The 15,625-nt window shown below is 71.2% G+C and carries 11 protein-coding genes and 1 pseudogene; 3 read left to right on the forward strand and 9 right to left on the reverse strand.

The annotated features are described in order from the left end of the window. Positions 1 to 139 precede the first annotated feature (139 nt). Positions 140 to 1,504, forward strand: a complete 1,365-nt coding sequence (locus tag PSH25_RS32520) for a COG1361 family protein (protein ID WP_238662707.1) — start codon at positions 140 to 142, stop codon at positions 1,502 to 1,504. Positions 1,505 to 1,574: 70 nt separating this feature from the next. Here PSH25_RS32520 and ccsB read toward each other — a convergent pair whose 3' ends face one another. Genes ccsB through hemL form a run of 6 tightly spaced genes read right to left on the reverse strand, consistent with a single transcriptional unit; the run spans position 1,575 to position 7,558 of the window. Next, complete coding sequence (ccsB, locus tag PSH25_RS32525; RefSeq protein ID WP_238662708.1) at positions 1,575 to 2,543, reverse strand: c-type cytochrome biogenesis protein CcsB; 969 nt, start codon at positions 2,541 to 2,543, stop codon at positions 1,575 to 1,577. After that, entirely contained in the window at positions 2,543 to 4,180 is a 1,638-nt protein-coding gene (gene resB, locus PSH25_RS32530; protein ID WP_238662709.1) for a cytochrome c biogenesis protein ResB, read from the reverse strand. Before resB ends, ccsB begins: the two co-directional genes overlap by 1 nt. Next, on the reverse strand, positions 4,180 to 4,998 hold the full coding sequence (locus PSH25_RS32535) for a cytochrome c biogenesis CcdA family protein (protein ID WP_238662710.1): 819 nt from the start codon (positions 4,996 to 4,998) through the stop codon (positions 4,180 to 4,182). The genes resB and PSH25_RS32535 overlap by 1 nt, the downstream gene beginning before the upstream one ends. After that, positions 4,998 to 5,567: a TlpA family protein disulfide reductase gene (locus PSH25_RS32540; protein WP_238662711.1), complete on the reverse strand. Its 570-nt coding sequence runs from the start codon at positions 5,565 to 5,567 to the stop codon at positions 4,998 to 5,000. Before PSH25_RS32540 ends, PSH25_RS32535 begins: the two co-directional genes overlap by 1 nt. Next, positions 5,567 to 6,214, reverse strand: a complete 648-nt coding sequence (locus PSH25_RS32545) for a histidine phosphatase family protein (RefSeq protein WP_091395739.1) — start codon at positions 6,212 to 6,214, stop codon at positions 5,567 to 5,569. The genes PSH25_RS32540 and PSH25_RS32545 overlap by 1 nt, the downstream gene beginning before the upstream one ends. A gap of 6 nt (positions 6,215 to 6,220) precedes the next feature. Then, positions 6,221 to 7,558 (reverse strand): glutamate-1-semialdehyde 2,1-aminomutase, encoded by a 1,338-nt coding sequence (hemL, locus tag PSH25_RS32550; protein WP_238662712.1) that lies wholly within the window; start codon positions 7,556 to 7,558, stop codon positions 6,221 to 6,223. 179 nt (positions 7,559 to 7,737) lie between these two features. Between hemL and PSH25_RS32555 the strand changes: the two genes are divergently transcribed. Beyond that, positions 7,738 to 8,073, forward strand: a complete 336-nt coding sequence (locus PSH25_RS32555) for an STAS domain-containing protein (RefSeq protein WP_007454492.1) — start codon at positions 7,738 to 7,740, stop codon at positions 8,071 to 8,073. 13 nt (positions 8,074 to 8,086) lie between these two features. Here PSH25_RS32555 and PSH25_RS32560 read toward each other — a convergent pair whose 3' ends face one another. Then, positions 8,087 to 8,641 carry a response regulator gene (locus PSH25_RS32560; RefSeq protein WP_238662713.1) on the reverse strand — a complete coding sequence of 185 codons (555 nt, stop codon included), beginning with the start codon at positions 8,639 to 8,641 and terminating at the stop codon, positions 8,087 to 8,089. Further along, positions 8,638 to 13,005 carry a HAMP domain-containing protein gene (locus tag PSH25_RS32565; protein ID WP_238662714.1) on the reverse strand — a complete coding sequence of 1,456 codons (4,368 nt, stop codon included), beginning with the start codon at positions 13,003 to 13,005 and terminating at the stop codon, positions 8,638 to 8,640. The genes PSH25_RS32560 and PSH25_RS32565 overlap by 4 nt, the downstream gene beginning before the upstream one ends. A gap of 282 nt (positions 13,006 to 13,287) precedes the next feature. On the opposite strand from PSH25_RS32565, the gene PSH25_RS32570 reads away from it, so the two are divergent. Next, complete coding sequence (locus PSH25_RS32570; RefSeq protein ID WP_238662715.1) at positions 13,288 to 15,360, forward strand: SpoIIE family protein phosphatase; 2,073 nt, start codon at positions 13,288 to 13,290, stop codon at positions 15,358 to 15,360. A gap of 41 nt (positions 15,361 to 15,401) precedes the next feature. Here the strand turns inward: PSH25_RS32570 and PSH25_RS32575 are convergent. Beyond that, positions 15,402 to 15,625, reverse strand: a pseudogene (locus PSH25_RS32575) (FAD-binding oxidoreductase); the annotation flags it as partial.

Raw genomic sequence — 15,625 nt, forward strand, 5'->3', positions numbered from 1 at the left:
TGTTTCGACGGATATCGCGACTCGGACGACCCATCGAGAACTGTCACAGGTGATCTCTAAGATCATGGATGCCGGTCGGGCCGGGAGCGAGGCGGCTCCGGCTTCCTCCGACCGGCTCACCCCTCACCAAGGAGATCGGTTGACATCTGTGCGCGTTACGCGTGGCAGGCTCCTGCGCGGTCTGACCACGCTGGTCGTGACGACGGCGATGATCGGCGTGGCGCCAACGCCCGCCTCCGCCGAGGACGACCCGGGTTGGGTCAGTGGCTCCCTGGGCGATGTGTCGCTCGGCGCGGCCGGCGCTCCCAGCCGGACGGTGCCGCTGACCCTGAGCAGCACCGGGGCCAGCCAGCCCCGGGTGACCCTCGACCTGACCGGCCTGGCGGGCGTGGCCACCGCCAGCTTCCCCGACTTCTGCGTCACCGCCGGCACCTCGGTGACCTGCCCGATGCCGCCGACGGCCGTCGACGAGTTCGGCACGCTCACCGGCACCGTGCCGGTGGTGTTCCGGGCCGCGCCGGGTGCCGTCGAGGGCGCGACCGGCACGCTCGACTACACGGCGTTCGGCGACCAGACCGAGGCGTACGCCCAGCAGGCGACGGTCACCGTGCGGTCCGGGCCCGACCTGCTCGACATGGTCGACGAGTACGTGACCGGCGTCGAGGTGGGTGACACGCTCCCCCTCGCGGTGGCGGTGGTCAATGCCGGCGACCAGCCGGCCGTGGACCTGCGGCTCACCATGCGCTTCCCGGTGGGCCTCGTGCCGGCCAGCTACCGCAACTGCCGATACGGCACCGACCAGGTGCTCGCCACCGTCGTCGTCTGCACCGTTCGGGGCACGTTCGCGCCCGGTCAGCGGCACGAGCTGCGGGGCGGGCTCCCCACCACGGTCGGCCCGGCGACGCTCGGCGACAAGCGGATCACCCAGTTCGTGGAGCCGCTGGCCAGCGTGGGCCCGCTCCCGAGCGGGGTGAAGCTCAGGAGCCGCGACGCCGACCAGGCGCTGCGGCTGCGGGCGGTCGGTACGCCGCTCGGCGTGATCCCGGTCGAGGTGGACGGCGCCGGCGGTCAGACCTACCTGTGGGAGGTCCAGAGCGCCTTCGACATCGTCGCCCAGGGCGCGACCGTGACCGGTGCCGTCGGCGACACCGTCCAGGTCACCGTGGGCATCCGTAACGACGGGCCGGGTGTGCCCGATGGCACGAACTCCGGCGACACGGTCGGCGACTTCCTCTTCACCCCACCCGCCGGGGTCACCGTGCTGGCCGACCCGCCGGGCTGCGGGTCGTACGGCGGCGAGGAGGAGGACGGCGCAACGACCCCGAAGACCTGGCGCTGCAGTGGCCCGGGAGCCGTGTTCCCCGCCGGGATCAGCAGGACGGCCACCTTCGACCTACGGATCGACAGCCTCGGCGGGTCCGCCGGGGAGGTCCAGCCGGCGAGCCGCTACCCCCGGGTGGACGACAACCCGGGCAACGACATCGCGCCGGTCACGGTGAGCTGACCACGGTCGCCTGAACAACGCGGGCCGGTCACGGACGAATCCGTGACCGGCCCGCACCGCGTTGCCAGGGTCAGTCCAGCCCGCCGTACGAGTGCAGGCCGGTGAAGAAGATGTTCACGCCGAACAGGTTCATCAGCATGGTGAGGAAGCCGAGCACCGCGATCCAGGTGGCCACGTTGCGCTTGACGCTGGGCGTCGCGCGGGCGTGCAGGTAGCCGGCGTACACCACCCAGGAGATGAACGCCCAGGTCTCCTTCGGGTCCCAGCCCCACGGCCGGCCCCAGGCCGCCTCGGCCCAGATGGCGCCGGCGATCACCGCGAAGGTGAAGATCGGGAACGCGAAGGCGTGCAGCGCGAAGGTCAGCCGCTCCAGGCCGACTGCGGCGGGCAGCCGCTTGGCCAGCGTGTACGGGAAACTCCGCTTGCCCTGCTCGTACCCGTTGCGCATCAGGAAGCCGACCGCCGGCACCACGCCGAGCAGGAAGATGCCGGACGCGAAGACGATCGTCGAGACGTGGATGACGAACCAGTACGAGTTGAGAGCCGGCACCAGCGGCACGATCGGCACGTACAGCACCAGCTCGGCGGTGGCGACCAGCAGCACCATCACCAGGGTGAGGAAGAGCCCGAGCTTGCGCAGCGACGGTCGCTTCCAGAGCACCACCAGCCAGGCGGCGACCCCGATGAACGTCACCGTGAGCACGAACTCGTACATGTTGCCCCAGGGCATCCGGTCTGCGGCGAGCCCACGGGTGACAAGCGCGGCCAGGTGCAGCGCGGCGGCGACCGCGGTGGCGCCCACCCCGATCAGGCCCGCCAGCCGGGCCCGCCCGGCGGAGCGGTCGGCCGGGGGCGGCGACGGGACCGGCGTGGGCGGCGTCGGAACGGGACCGCCGGCACCGACCAACTCGCGCACCGGAGCCGCCGCGGCGACCCGGGTACGCACGTTGCCCAGCGCGTACTCGACGGCGTGGCCGATCATCGCGATCAGGTACGCCAGGATCGCGAAGGTCACCAGATTGTCGGAGAGTGCGGACATCACTCGGCTCCTTCTCGCACGCCGGCCCGCTCAGTGGAGTCAGCTTCAGGCCGTTCGGCACCGCTGACGGCGGCGACGAGCTGGGTGAACTCGTCGGCGAACCCTGGGTAGTCGGTACGCGGCAGCCCACCGACCTCCATCAAGCTACTACCGCTCGTCGGAGATCCTTCCCCGGGGTCGCCCGGCACCACCCGGAAGAAGACCCGGCGGCGCTTCCCGAACAGTGAACCCATCAGCCCGACCAGCAGGACGCCGCAGCTGACCAGCAGCATCGTCGAGCCGGGATCGTGCCGGATGGAGAGGGTGACGTACCGCTCGGTGCCCAGGAACTCGACGGTCGTGCCGTCGTCCAGCTTCCAGGTCTCGCCCTTGCGGAGCAGTTTGGTGCCGACCTCCTTGACCTTGCCGGTCCGCACCTGCCGCTGGTCGAGTTGGTAGACCGAACCGGGGATGCCGGCGTCCAGGCCGAGGTTGCCGCGGTAGGCGACCAGGTTCAGCGCCGGGTTGCGCTCGGTCGGGTACTGCGAGCGGACGAAGGGCGCCTGCTCGGGCGCCGTGGGCAGGTAGATGCCGGTGAACGCCATCTGCTGATCCGGTGCGCGCCGGCCTGTCGCCGGGTCGACGTTCGCGTCCGGGAAGGCCGCCAGCCCCTCGCTGGTCAGGCCCATGTCGCCGGTGGTCAGGAACGGCTCGTCACTGATCTGGCTGTTGCCGAAGCGGTCGGTGTAGCGGATCACCGGGGCGTACCCGTGGCCGAGCAGGTAGACGCTCGCGTCGTTCAGGCGCAGCGGCGAGTTCACCGAGAAGTCCGCGCTGCGGGTCGGCTCGTCCGGGCCGTCGACGGTGACCGTGGCGTTGAAGAACTCCGGCTGGCCGGACGGCAGGAAACGGGCCTCGAAGTCGTCCAGCCGCAGGCAGAAGCGGGGCAGGTCGGCGCTGTCCACCTGGGGGCCGAGCTTCGCCTCGGCGTACTGCTGGCGGGTGTTGCAGAACGCGTTGTCCGCGCCGGCCACCAGCAGCCGGTTGCCGCTCCAGCCGTACCACGAGCCGAGCGCCACGCCGATCAGCACCGCGATCAGCGAGGTGTGGAACAGCAGGTTGCCGGTCTCCTTGAGGTAGCCCTTCTCGGCAGAGACCTCGTCGCCGCGCACCTCGACGCGCCAGCGGCGCTTGCGCAGCGCCTCGGCGACCGCCGCCGCGCCACCGGGCGGGGCGGGCAACACGGTGTGCTGCGGCAGCCGGGCCATCCGCTTCGGCGCGGCCGGCGGCCGGGACCGCAGCGCGCGGACGTGGTCGCGCAGCCGGGGCGTGATGCAGCCGATCAGGGAGATGAACAGCAACAGGTAGATCGCGGAGAACCAGACCGACCCGAAGACCTCGAACGCGCCGATCCGGTCCAGTCGGGGGGCCCAGTCCGGGTGGTCGACGAAGTACTCGTTGACCTTCTCCGGGCTGATCCCGCGCTGCGGCAGCACCGAACCGGGGATGGCGGCGATCGCGAGCAGGAAGAGCAGGATCAGCGCCGTACGCATGCTGGTGAGCTGCCGCCACGAGTTGCGCAGCAGGGCCAGCAGCCGGTTGGGCCGGCGGCGCGGCGCGGGCGCCACGGTCTCCGGTCGGTCGTCGACGACCGTCATCAGATGCTCACCTCGCCCACCCCGACGGTGGTCTGCAACCAGATCACGAAGCTCTGCCATCCGCCGGTGACCAGGGCCAGGCCGATCAGGATGAGCAGGGCGCCGCCGACCCGGGTGACCCAGCGGCTGTTGCGCCGGACGGCGCGGAAGACCCCGAGCAGGCGTTCGAAGCCCAGCCCGAAGACGATGAACGGAATCCCCAACCCGAGGCAGTACGCCACGGCGAGCACCACCGCGCGGTCGCTCTGGCCGCTGGCGGTGGCCATGCCCATCACCGCGCCGAGCGTGGGGCCGGTGCAGGGCACCCAGCTGAGCGCGAAGACCGCCCCGAAGACCGGTGCGCCGAGCAGCCCGGCCGACGGCAGCCGGGAGATCCGGAACTCCCGTTGCAGGGCGGGGATCATCCCGAGGTAGCTCAACCCCGCCACGATGACCAGCACGCCGACGCCGATCTGCAACTCGCGCTTGTAGTCGAAGAACACCCGGCCGATGCTGGCGAAGAGGATCGCGGTGGCCACGAAGACGACTGTGAAGCCGCCGATGAAGAGCAGCGTCCCGGCGAGCACCCGCCCCTTGACCGCGCCGACCCGCGCGACCCGTTCCTTGACCGCGACTCCGCCGGTGGCCAGTGCGGGATCGGCCGCCGGTCGGCGGCCCTCCAGGTCGGCGCCGGCCAGGCCGGTCACGTACGACAGGTAACCGGGGACGAGCGGAAGCACGCACGGGGAGAGGAAGCTGACCAGGCCGGCGAGCGCCGCCGCGCCGATGGCGAGCAGCAGCGGCCCACTGAGGGCCAACTCCCGGAAGGTCTCGCCCATCAGTTCGGCGCCGGCTTCTCGGCGGCGATCCGTTCGACGATCGGTTGCAGGCCCTCCTGTTTGACGGCGGCCCGGATCACCGCCGCGATCCGGCCGTCCCGGTCGAGCACCACCGTCGCCGGCACGCTGTTCGGCGGGATGTCCAGCGCGAGTGCCGTCTTGCTCGACGGGTCGTACAGGCTCGGGTAGGTGACCCGGCCCTTCTCGAACGCCTTGGCCTTGTCCCGCTGGTCCTGGACGTTGATGCCGAGGAAGTTCACCCCGGAACCCTTGGTGGCCTGGTAGACGGCTTCCAGGTCGTCCGCCTCGGCGCGGCACGGCGCGCACCAGGAACCCCAGAAGTTGACCACCACGACCTGACCGCGCGCCTCGCTGACGTCGTAGGTGCCGCCGAGCAGCAGCTCACCGGCGACCTTCGGGGGTGCGGAGCGCTGGTCCGGTGCGCACTCGAAGATCCCGTCGGTGGTGGTCGTGCAGGTCTTCTCCTGCGCCTTGGAGGACGTGCAGCCGACCAGCGCCACCGCGGCGACGGTGGCGAGCAGACCCGCGGTCCACCTCCGGGCGTTCATCAGGCCCCCTTGGCCGTCCGGGCGGTCGCGGAGAGAGCGATCAGGTGCGCGGCCGGCTCGCTGTAGCCGATGCCCGCCACCTTCGCGCCGTCGAAGTGGAACGAGGTGAGGCTCGCCAGCCCGCACTGCCGCTTGCGCGGGTCGTGCCAGAGCCGCTTGCGCTCGACGTAGCGGCGCAGCGTCCAGATCGGGAGCTGGTGCGACACCAGCACCGCCTCGCGGCCCTCGGCGGCGACCCGGGCGGCGTGCACGGCGGCGAACATCCGCTCGGCGATCACCCGGTACGCCTCACCCCAGGACGGGGTCACCGGGTCGCGCAGCACCCACCAGTTGCGCGGGTCGCGAAACGACCCGTCGCCCGGGGAGACCTTCTTGCCCTCGAACCAGTTGGCGCTCTCGATCAGCCGCTCGTCCACCCCGACCGGCAGCCCGAACTGGGCGGCGATCGGCTCGGCGGTCTGCTGGGCGCGCTCCAGCGGGCTGGCCACCACGTGCACGATCTCCCGCTCGGCCAGGCCCTGCGCGGCGGCCTTGGCCATCTGCACGCCCAGCTCGGAGAGGCGGAAACCGGGCAGCCGTCCGTAGAGGATCTGGTCGGGGTTGTACACCTCACCGTGCCGGAGCACGTGGACCACAGTCTTGCTCAAGGTTTGCTACCCCCCGTGACCAGCCGCTGCCGCCGCGTTCGCCGCCGTCGGCAGCGCGTCGGCGATGTGTTCCAGAGCGGCGTCGTCGAGCGCCGCCGACACGAACCACGACTCGAACGCGCTCGGCGGCAGGTAGACGCCGGCGGCGAGCATCGCGTGGAAGAACGCCTTGAACGCCGGCACCTGCTGGGTGCGCGCGCTGTCGTAGTCGACCACGTCGGCGTCGGTGAAGAAGACCGAGAACATGCTGCCCGCGTACGACAGTCGGTGCGGGACCCCGGCGGCGGCCAACGCGTCGGACGCCAGCTTGCCCACGACGGCGGCCGTCTCGTCGAGGCGCTGGTACAGCGCGTCGTCGGCGAGCCGCAGGGTCGCCAGACCGGCGGCGCAGGCGAGCGGGTTACCGGAGAGGGTGCCGGCCTGGTAGACCGGGCCGGCCGGCGCGAGCCGCGCCATGATGTCCGCCCGCCCGCCGAACGCCGCGGCGGGCAGGCCACCACCCATGACCTTGCCGTACGTCCACAGGTCGGCGTCGGAGGCGTCGAGGCCGTGCCACCCGGCGCGGGAGACCCGGAACCCGGTCATCACCTCGTCCACCACGAGCAGGGCGCCGTGCGCGTGCGCGATCCGGGCGAGCTGCTGGTTGAAGCCGTCGCGGGGGGCCACCACGCCCATGTTGCCGGCGGCGGCCTCGGTGATCACCGCGGCGATGTGCGGGCCCTCGGCGGCGAACGCCTCCTCGACGGCCCGGATGTCGTTGTACGGGAGAACGATCGTCTCGCTGGCCGCCGCGCCGGTCACGCCGGGCGAGTCGGGCAGGCCCAGGGTGGCCACGCCGGAACCGGCGGCGGCGAGCAGAGCGTCGACGTGGCCGTGGTAGCAGCCGGCGAACTTGACGATCTTCGAGCGGCCGGTGAAGCCACGGGCCAGCCGGATCGCCGACATGGTCGCCTCGGTGCCCGAGTTGACCAGGCGGACCTGCTCGACCGGGGTCCGGGCGACGATCTCGGTGGCCAACTCCACCTCACCCGGGGTGGGCGTGCCGAAGCTGGTGCCCCGGGCGGCGGCGGCCTGGACTGCCTCCACCACCTCCGGGTGGGCGTGCCCGAGGATCAGCGGACCCCAGGAGCAGACCAGGTCCACGTAGCGGCGACCGTCGGCGTCGTACAGCCACGGGCCCTCACCACGGACCATGAAACGCGGGGTGCCGCCGACCGCCTGGAAGGCACGCACAGGGGAGTTCACCCCGCCCGGCACGATGGCGCGGGCGCGGTCGAACAGGGCCTCGGAGGCCGGCGCGTCGGCTGGGTAGCGGCCGGACCCGGCGGAAAAGATGTCGGTCACGATGCCGCCATTGTGACAGCGCCGGACGGTCAACCAGCAGCCACCCCGTGACGGGGTTACCCGGCTCACCCACGAGCTGTGCCGCTCAGCGGCACCGACACGGGGGGCCTCGTGGCCTGGACGGCGACGGCTCGCGGCCTCGACAGGCCAGGTCGGTCGGATCGCGCTAGGCTGACCGGGTGGATCGTGCCGAACTGTCCATCACGCTACACCGGACGGGCGACGAAGCAGTCTTGCGCCTGGCCGGTGAGATCGACATGCTCACGGCGGCGCAGCTCTCCACCGTCGTCAACGAGGTGCTGGCCGACCCACCCCCGCGGATCGTGCTCGACCTCGGCGGCGTCACCTTCTGCGACTCGCAGGGCCTGGGCACCCTGGTCGTGCTCAGCCGCAAGGCCAGCCACGCGCAGAGCCTGCTGATGCTGACCCACGTGGGCGACTTCCTGATCCGCGTACTGGACATCACAGGCCTGCGCAGCGCCCTGATGATCCGCAACGACCAGCCCACCGGCTGAGTCGCCCGCCGCGTCAGGCGGTGTTTCCCCAGCGGGCCTGTTCGAGCATCTGTACCGCCCGGTCGCGGACCTCCGGGTCGTCCGAGCGGAGCAGGGCCGTCGCCTCGTCGACCGCGTCGGTGAGCCGCCGCCACTGCGTGTCGCGCTCCCGGACCAGGTCCGACTGGGTGGCCAGCTGCCGGGTCTTCACCCACAGCTCGACGAAGACCGACACCTTGGCCCGGAGCACCCACGGGTCGAACGGCTTGGTGAGGTAGTCCACCGCGCCCACCTGGTAGCCCCGCAGGGCGAGCTGGGCGTCCCGGTCGGCGGCGGTGAGGAAGATGATCGGCACGTGCCGGGTCCGTTCGCGGCGCTTGATGTGGCTCGCCGTCTCGAAGCCGTCCATGTCGGGCATCTGCGCGTCCAACAGGATCACCGCGAAGTCGTCCACCAGTAGCTGCTTGAGCGCCGCCTCGCCGCTCTCCACCGCCACGGACTGGACCGGCAGGCCCTGGAGGATCGCCTCCAGGGCCGTCAGATTCTGCCGCCGGTCGTCCACGAGCAGCGCTTTGGCCATCTGGGTCACGAAGTCTCCTCGGTCCGGCTGCCGTTGATCCAGGACGACATCAACTCGATCAGGTCGTCCAGGTCGACCGGCTTGGTGATGTAGTCGCTGCCCCCGGCAGCGAGCGCCGACTCACGGTCACCCGGCATCGCCTTCGCGGTCAGGAAGACCACCGGAAGGTCGGCGAACCGGTGGTTGCGGCGAATCTGGCGGGTCGTCTCGTACCCGTCCTGGTCGGGCATCATGGCGTCCATCAGCACGATGTCCACCTCCGGATGCTCGGCCAGCAGGCGGACACCGTCCGCCCCGTTGTCCGAGTACAGCACGGTCATCCCGTGCAGCTCCAACGCGCTGGTCAAAGCGAAGACATTGCGGACGTCGTCGTCCACGATCAGTACGGTGGCGCCGTCCAGTTGGCGGGTGGCCGGTGCCTCCGGCCGGTCCGGCAGCAGTTCCAGCGGCGGCATCAGCAGCGAGGACGGCAGGCCGGCGCGCTGCGGCGACGGCGTCTGCGGCGCGACCACGGCGTCCGGGGCCAGCACCTGCGGCACGAACAGGGTGAACGTCGAGCCCTGACCGGGCGCGGACGAGACGGTGATGGTGCCACCGATCAGTCGGGCCAGATCGCGACTGATCGACAGGCCCAGGCCGGTGCCGCCGTACCGGCGACTGGTCGTGCCGTCGGCCTGCTGGAACGCCTCGAAGATGATCGACAGCTTGTCGTCGGAGATGCCGATCCCGGTGTCGATCACGGTGAACGCGATCACCTGCTGGGCGTTCGTCAGCGCCGGGACGTCGAAGACCGCGTTCTCCCCGGCCGGGGCGATCCGCAGCGTCACGGCACCGTTGTCGGTGAACTTCACCGCGTTGGAGAGCAGGTTGCGCAGGATCTGCTGCAACCGCTGCGCGTCGGTCACCAACGCCGGCGGCAGATCCTTGCTCACCCGTACCTGGAAGTCCAGGTTCTTCTCCTCGGCCTGCGGCGCGAACGCCTGCTCGACGTAGCCGCGCAGCTCGGTGAAGCGGATCTCGGTCGGCTCGACGTCCATCCGACCCGCCTCGATCTTGGACAGGTCGAGGATGTCGTCGATCAGACGCAGCAGGTCGGAGCCGGACCCGTGGATGGTCCGGGCGAACTCGATCTGCTTCGGGCTGAGGTTCTGCTCCGAGTTCTCCGCCAGCAGACGGGCCAGCAGCAGCAACGAGTTCAGCGGCGTACGCAGCTCGTGGCTCATGTTGGCCAGGAACTCCGACTTGTAGGCCGACGCCCGGGTCAGCTGCTGCGCCTTCTCCTCCAGGCCCAGCCGGGCCAGCTCGATCTCCCGGTTCTTCGTCTCGATGTTGCCCTTCTGCTCGGACAGCAGAGTGGCCTTCTCCTCCAGCTCGGCGTTGGTGCGCTGCAACTCGGCCGACTGCTCCTGCATCTCGTGTGCCAGCCGCTGCGACTGGGCCAGCAGCTCCTCCGTACGCCGGTTGGCCTGGATGGTGTTGACCGCGATGCCGATGGTGAGCACCAGCCGCTCCAGGAACGACAGGTGCAGCTCGGAGAAGGCGGACACGCTGGCGAACTCGATCACCCCGAGCAGCTCACCCTCGAACAGGACGGGGAGCACCACCAGGTCGGACGGGGGTGTCTCGGCCAGACCGGACCGCAGGGTGAGCCGGCTGTTCGGGGAGGCGCTGACGCGGATCGTGCGACGGGAGAGCGCGGTCTGCCCGACCAGCCCCTCACCCGGCCCGAAGGTGACATCGTGCCCCCGCGCCACGTACCCGTACGACGAGGTCAGCCGCAGCCGCATGCTGCCGTCGGCGTCGTCGGCCAGGAAGAAGGCGCCGAGCTGGGCGTCGACAAGCGGAGTCACCTCCGTCATGATCATGCGGCAGACCTCGCCGAGGTCGCGCTGGCCCTGCAACAGGCCGCCGATCCGGGCGAGGTTGGAGTCCAGCCAGCCCTGCTCGGCGTTCTTCTTGGTCGTCTCCCGAAGGGTGACGATCATCTGGTTGATGTTGTCCTTCAGCTCGGCGACCTCGCCCTGCGCCTTGACCGCGATCCGCTGGGTCAGGTCGCCGCGGGTCACCGAGGTGGACACCTGGGCGATGGCCCGCAACTGGGTGGTCAGCGTCGAGGCGAGCTGGTTGACGTTCTCGGTGAGGTCGCGCCAGGTGCCGGAGACACCCTTCACCTGCGCCTGACCACCGAGCTTGCCCTCGATACCGACCTCGCGGGCCACCCGGGTCACCTCGTCGGCGAACGACGACAGCTGGTCGACCATCGTGTTGACAGTCGACTTGAGTTCCAGGATCTCGCCCTGGGCGTCCACGGTGATCTTCTGCGACAGGTCGCCCTTCGCCACTGCGGTGGTCACCGAGGCGATGTTGCGGACCTGGCTGGTCAGGTTCGACGCCATCGAGTTCACGTTGTCGGTGAGGTCGCGCCAGGTGCCGGAAACGCCCTTCACCTGCGCCTGACCACCGAGCTTGCCCTCGGTGCCCACCTCGCGGGCCACCCGGGTCACCTCGTCGGCGAACGACGACAACTGGTCGACCATCGTGTTGACAGTCGACTTCAGCTCCAGGATCTCGCCCCGCGCGTCCACCGTGATCTTCTGCGACAGGTCACCCTTCGCCACCGCCGTGGAGACCTGGGCGATGTTGCGCACCTGGGCGGTCAGGTTGGAGGCCATCGAGTTGACGTTGTCGGTGAGGTCCCGCCAGGTGCCCGCGACCCCGCGCACCTGCGCCTGGCCGCCCAACTTGCCCTCGGTGCCCACCTCGCGCGCGACCCGGGTCACCTCGTCGGCGAACGACGACAACTGGTCCACCATCGTGTTGACAGTCGACTTCAGCTCCAGGATCTCGCCCCGCGCGTCCACCGTGATCTTCTGCGACAGGTCACCCTTCGCCACAGCCGTGGTCACCGAGGCGATGTTGCGGACCTGGCTGGTCAGGTTCGACGCCATCGAGTTCACGTTGTCGGTCAGGTCGCGCCACGTGCCACTGACGCCCTTCACCTGCGCCTGACCGCCCAGGTTGCCCTCGGTGCCCACCTCACGGGCCACCCGGGTCACCTCGTCGGCGAACGACGACAACTGGTCGACCATGGTGTTGACGGTGTTCTTCAGCTCCAGGATCTCGCCCTGGGCGTCCACGGTGATCTTCTGCGACAGGTCGCCCTTCGCCACGGCGGTGGAGACCTGGGAGATGTTGCGGACCTGGCTGGTCAGGTTGCCGGCCAGCTGGTTGACGTTCTCGGTGAGGTCCCGCCAGGTGCCGGAGACGCCGCGCACCTGGGCCTGGCCACCCAACTTGCCCTCGATGCCCACCTCACGGGCCACCCGGGTCACCTCGTCGGCGAACGACGACAGCTGGTCGACCATCGTGTTGACGGTGTCCTTCAGCTCCAGGATCTCGCCCTGCGCCGCCACCGTGATCTTTTGCGACAGGTCGCCGCGTGCCACCGCCGTGGAGACCTGCGCGATGTTACGGACCTGGGCGGTCAGGTTCGACGCCATCGAGTTGACGCTGTCGGTCAGGTCCTTCCAGGTGCCGGCCACGTTCGGCACCTCGGCCTGGCCGCCCAACTTGCCCTCGGTGCCCACCTCGCGGGCCACCCGGGTCACCTGCTCGGCGAAGAGCCGCAGCGTGTCGGTGAGGTAGTTCATCGTGGCGGCCAGCTCGGCGACCTCACCCCGCGCGCCGACGGTGATCTTCTGCGAAAGATCGCCCTTGGCCACCGCCGTCGCCACCTGCGAGATCGACCGCACCTGGCCGGTCAGGTTCGACGCCATGGTGTTCACCGAGTCGGTGAGGTCCTTCCAGGTGCCGGCGACGCCCCGCACGTCGGCCTGGCCGCCCAACTTGCCCTCGGTGCCCACCTCACGGGCCACCCGGGTCACCTCGTTGGAGAACGACGACAGCTGGTCCACCATCGTGTTGACCGTGCGCCCGATGCGCAGGTACTCACCACGCAGCGGCCGACCGTCGATCTCCAACGCCATGTGCTGGGACAGGTCACCGTCGGCGACCGCCACGATCACCCGGGCGATCTCGGTGGTCGGTCGGCCCAGGTCGTCGATCAGCGAGTTGATCGCCCGCTGCCCCTCCGCCCAGGAGCCGTCCAGCCCCTCGTCGTCGAGCCGCTCGGTGAGCCGGCCGTCGCGGCCGACGATCCGGCTGATCCGCCGCAGGTCCAGGTACTGCCGCTCCTGGAGCGAGACCACCTCGTTGAAGGCGTCCGCCACCTCACCGGCCGCGCCGGCGCGGCGCGGAAGCCGGACCTTCAGGTCGCCGCGACCGATCCGTCGCAGAGCCTCGGCCAACTCACCGAGGAGCGCCTCGTGGTCGGACGCGGACGGATCCGCCACCGACTGCTTCGCCGTGGTCATCATTCCTCGCTCAACTCGGGGGCGCCGGTCCGTGCGGACACACCGGCACCCCATATTGTGCCTGCGCGCGCCGCAGTGCCAGGGGGCGCGACCCGCCAGGCGGCATCGATCGCCTGCCGGACCCGCACGATCGGCGTCGGGCCGGCACGGCGCGCCGCAAACCTCGCCCGGCTCCCGCACCGGTCGTTTCGACGCGTCAATCCGTGCGCCGCTGACCGACGCGACAGCTTGCGATCCGTGATCGGCTTGGCACCCGGCAGGGGGACGGTGGAGGATACGGGGGTGTCAGCCGAGGCGGGGCCCGCGACGGCCGGGGCCCGGGACGGGGCCGTCCGGCGTGTCCGGCTGCCCGCCGACCGCCGTACGCCGGCCGCCGCCCGCGCCGTGGTCCGCTCGGTGTTGACCGAGTCACACCTGGACGAACTGGCCAACGAGGCGCTGCTGCTCACCACCGAGCTGACCACCAACGCCGTCGAGCACGCCGGTACCGAGCTGGACATCGAGGTCGTCGCGGACGAGATCGGGCTGACCGTCACCGTCTCCGACTTCGCCCCCGGTTCCGGCGACGAACTGACCGTCGGCGACCGCAACGACTCCACCGAGATCAACGAGGTCTCCGTGCGGGGCCGGGGCCTGCTGCTTGTCGACCACTTCGCCAGCCGCTGGGGCACCACGTACCTGCCCACCGGGAAGGGCGTCTGGTTCCGGTTGGACCGCCCCGGCGCCGACCCGCCCGCCGCGGGCACCGTCGGCGAGTCGACACCGGCCAACGCCGGCCCGCGGACGAGCGCCGACGGGTCCGCGCCGAGCGCCAGCGCGATGAGCGAACTCATGCAGACCGCCCCCGACCTGTACGGGGACGACCCGCTGCCCGACTTCGCCACCAGCCTGCTCAGCCGGGTCGCCGAGATGGTGGGCGCCGCCGGCGGCACCATCCACCTGGACCGGGGTGACGGGCAGGGCCGCCAGGTGCTGGCCCGCTTCGGTCGGCCGTCCCGCCCCGGCAGCGAGCTGCTCCGGGTGCCACTGACCGTGCACCGCCCGTACGCCGGGGAGTTGGAGTTGGACGCCGCGCCGTCGGCGTACGCCCAACCGTTGGCGGTGCTCACCGCCGAGCGGCTGTCGCTGCACCTGGAGAACGACCGGCTGCGCCGGGCCGACGTCCGCCGGCAGGTGTGGCTGACGTTCCTGGCCGAGGCCAGCGAGCTGCTGGCCCAGTCGTTGGACGTCGACCTGACCATGGCGCTGGTGCCGCAGTTGGTGGTGCCGCGACTCGGCCAGTGGTGCGCCGTGCACACCACCGACGAGTGGGGCCGGCTCCGGTTGGCGGCGGCCAGCCACGCCGACGAGTCGATGCTTCCGCAGTTGCACAAGGTGCTGGCGGAGACCGGACCGGATTCGATCCAGGCCCGCCTCCGCGAGGCGTCCCGCAGCGCGGCGCAGATCCCCCTGGGCGGGCCGATGGAGGGTTTCGCGGTCCCGTTGATCGCCCGTGGGCAGCGGCTCGGGACCTTGGCGGTGGGGCGACACCAGCGGCACCGGCACGACCCGGACGAGGTGGCCGTGTTGGAGGACGTGGCCCGGCGGGCCGCGCTGGCCATCGAGAACGCCCGGATCCACGCCGAACGCCGTCGGGTGGCGCAGACGCTCCAACAGTCGCTGCTGCCGCCGGTGCTGCCGCTGGTGGACGGGATCGGTTTCGCCGCCGAGTACGTCCCGACCGGCGACGACGCCGAGGTGGGGGGCGACTTCTACGACGTGGTGCCGCTGCCCGACGGGCGTTGGCTCGTGGTCATCGGTGACGTCTCCGGCAAGGGTGTCCAGGCCGCCGCGGTGACCGGGCTGGTCCGGGACGTGATCCGGGTGCTGGTCGGCGACGGCAAACCGTTGCCGGAGGCGCTGGCGCGGCTCAACGAGACACTTGTCGAGCGGGGTGGCGGCCGTTACTGCACGCTGGCGCTCGCGGCGGTCGGGCCGGGCAAGGGCGACCAGTTGGACGTGTCGCTGCACCTCGCCGGGCACGACCGGCCGGTGCTGCTGGCCGGGGCGGGCGGCGCCGAGTTCGTCGGCACCGGCGGCACCGCGCTCGGCCTGCTCGACACGATCACCTCGCCGACCGCGCAGATCACGCTCGCGCCGGGCGACTCGTTGATCTTCTACACGGACGGCGTCACCGAGCGGCGGCGTGGCCGGGAGTTGTTCGGCACCGACCGGCTGCGGGACGCCGCCGCGCCCCTGGCCGGATACTCAGCCGACGTGGTGGCCGCCCGGCTGCGCGCCGCGGCGATCAACTTCTCGGTCGAGCCGCCCCGGGACGACATCGCCGTCCTGGTGCTCCGTAACGACGCGACCTGACCGCCACGCGCCCCCGGATTCAGGGTCCACTCGGGCCGGCCTCACAGGCCGCCGGGGAGCCGGCCGGGTGCGAGCCGGTGCTCCGGATCCAGGTGCCGCTTCGCGGCCCGCAACTGCGCCAGGCCGGCCAGCTCACCCCAGAGGTCGACGGCCTGGCGGACCGCCGCCGGAGCCGACACCACCACGCAGCGGCCCTGCCGGGCCAGCAGCACCCCTCGGACGGCGGCCAGGATGGACGCCACCCGGTCGGCTGCCAGCGCCCCGG

This window comes from Micromonospora foliorum, from assembly GCF_022229015.1.
GTDB lineage: Bacteria > Actinomycetota > Actinomycetes > Mycobacteriales > Micromonosporaceae > Micromonospora > Micromonospora foliorum.

What these genes read in the sequence shown, in the direction of transcription:
- PSH25_RS32535 (WP_238662710.1), bottom strand. Translation starts at nt 4,998, where the DNA reads ATGGGCGAGACCTTCCGGGAGTTGGCCCTCAGTGGGCCGCTGCTGCTC.
- PSH25_RS32565 (WP_238662714.1), bottom strand. Translation starts at nt 13,005, where the DNA reads ATGACCACGGCGAAGCAGTCGGTGGCGGATCCGTCCGCGTCCGACCAC.
- ccsB (WP_238662708.1), bottom strand. Translation starts at nt 2,543, where the DNA reads ATGTCCGCACTCTCCGACAATCTGGTGACCTTCGCGATCCTGGCGTAC.
- resB (WP_238662709.1), bottom strand. Translation starts at nt 4,180, where the DNA reads ATGACGGTCGTCGACGACCGACCGGAGACCGTGGCGCCCGCGCCGCGC.
- PSH25_RS32540 (WP_238662711.1), bottom strand. Translation starts at nt 5,567, where the DNA reads ATGAACGCCCGGAGGTGGACCGCGGGTCTGCTCGCCACCGTCGCCGCG.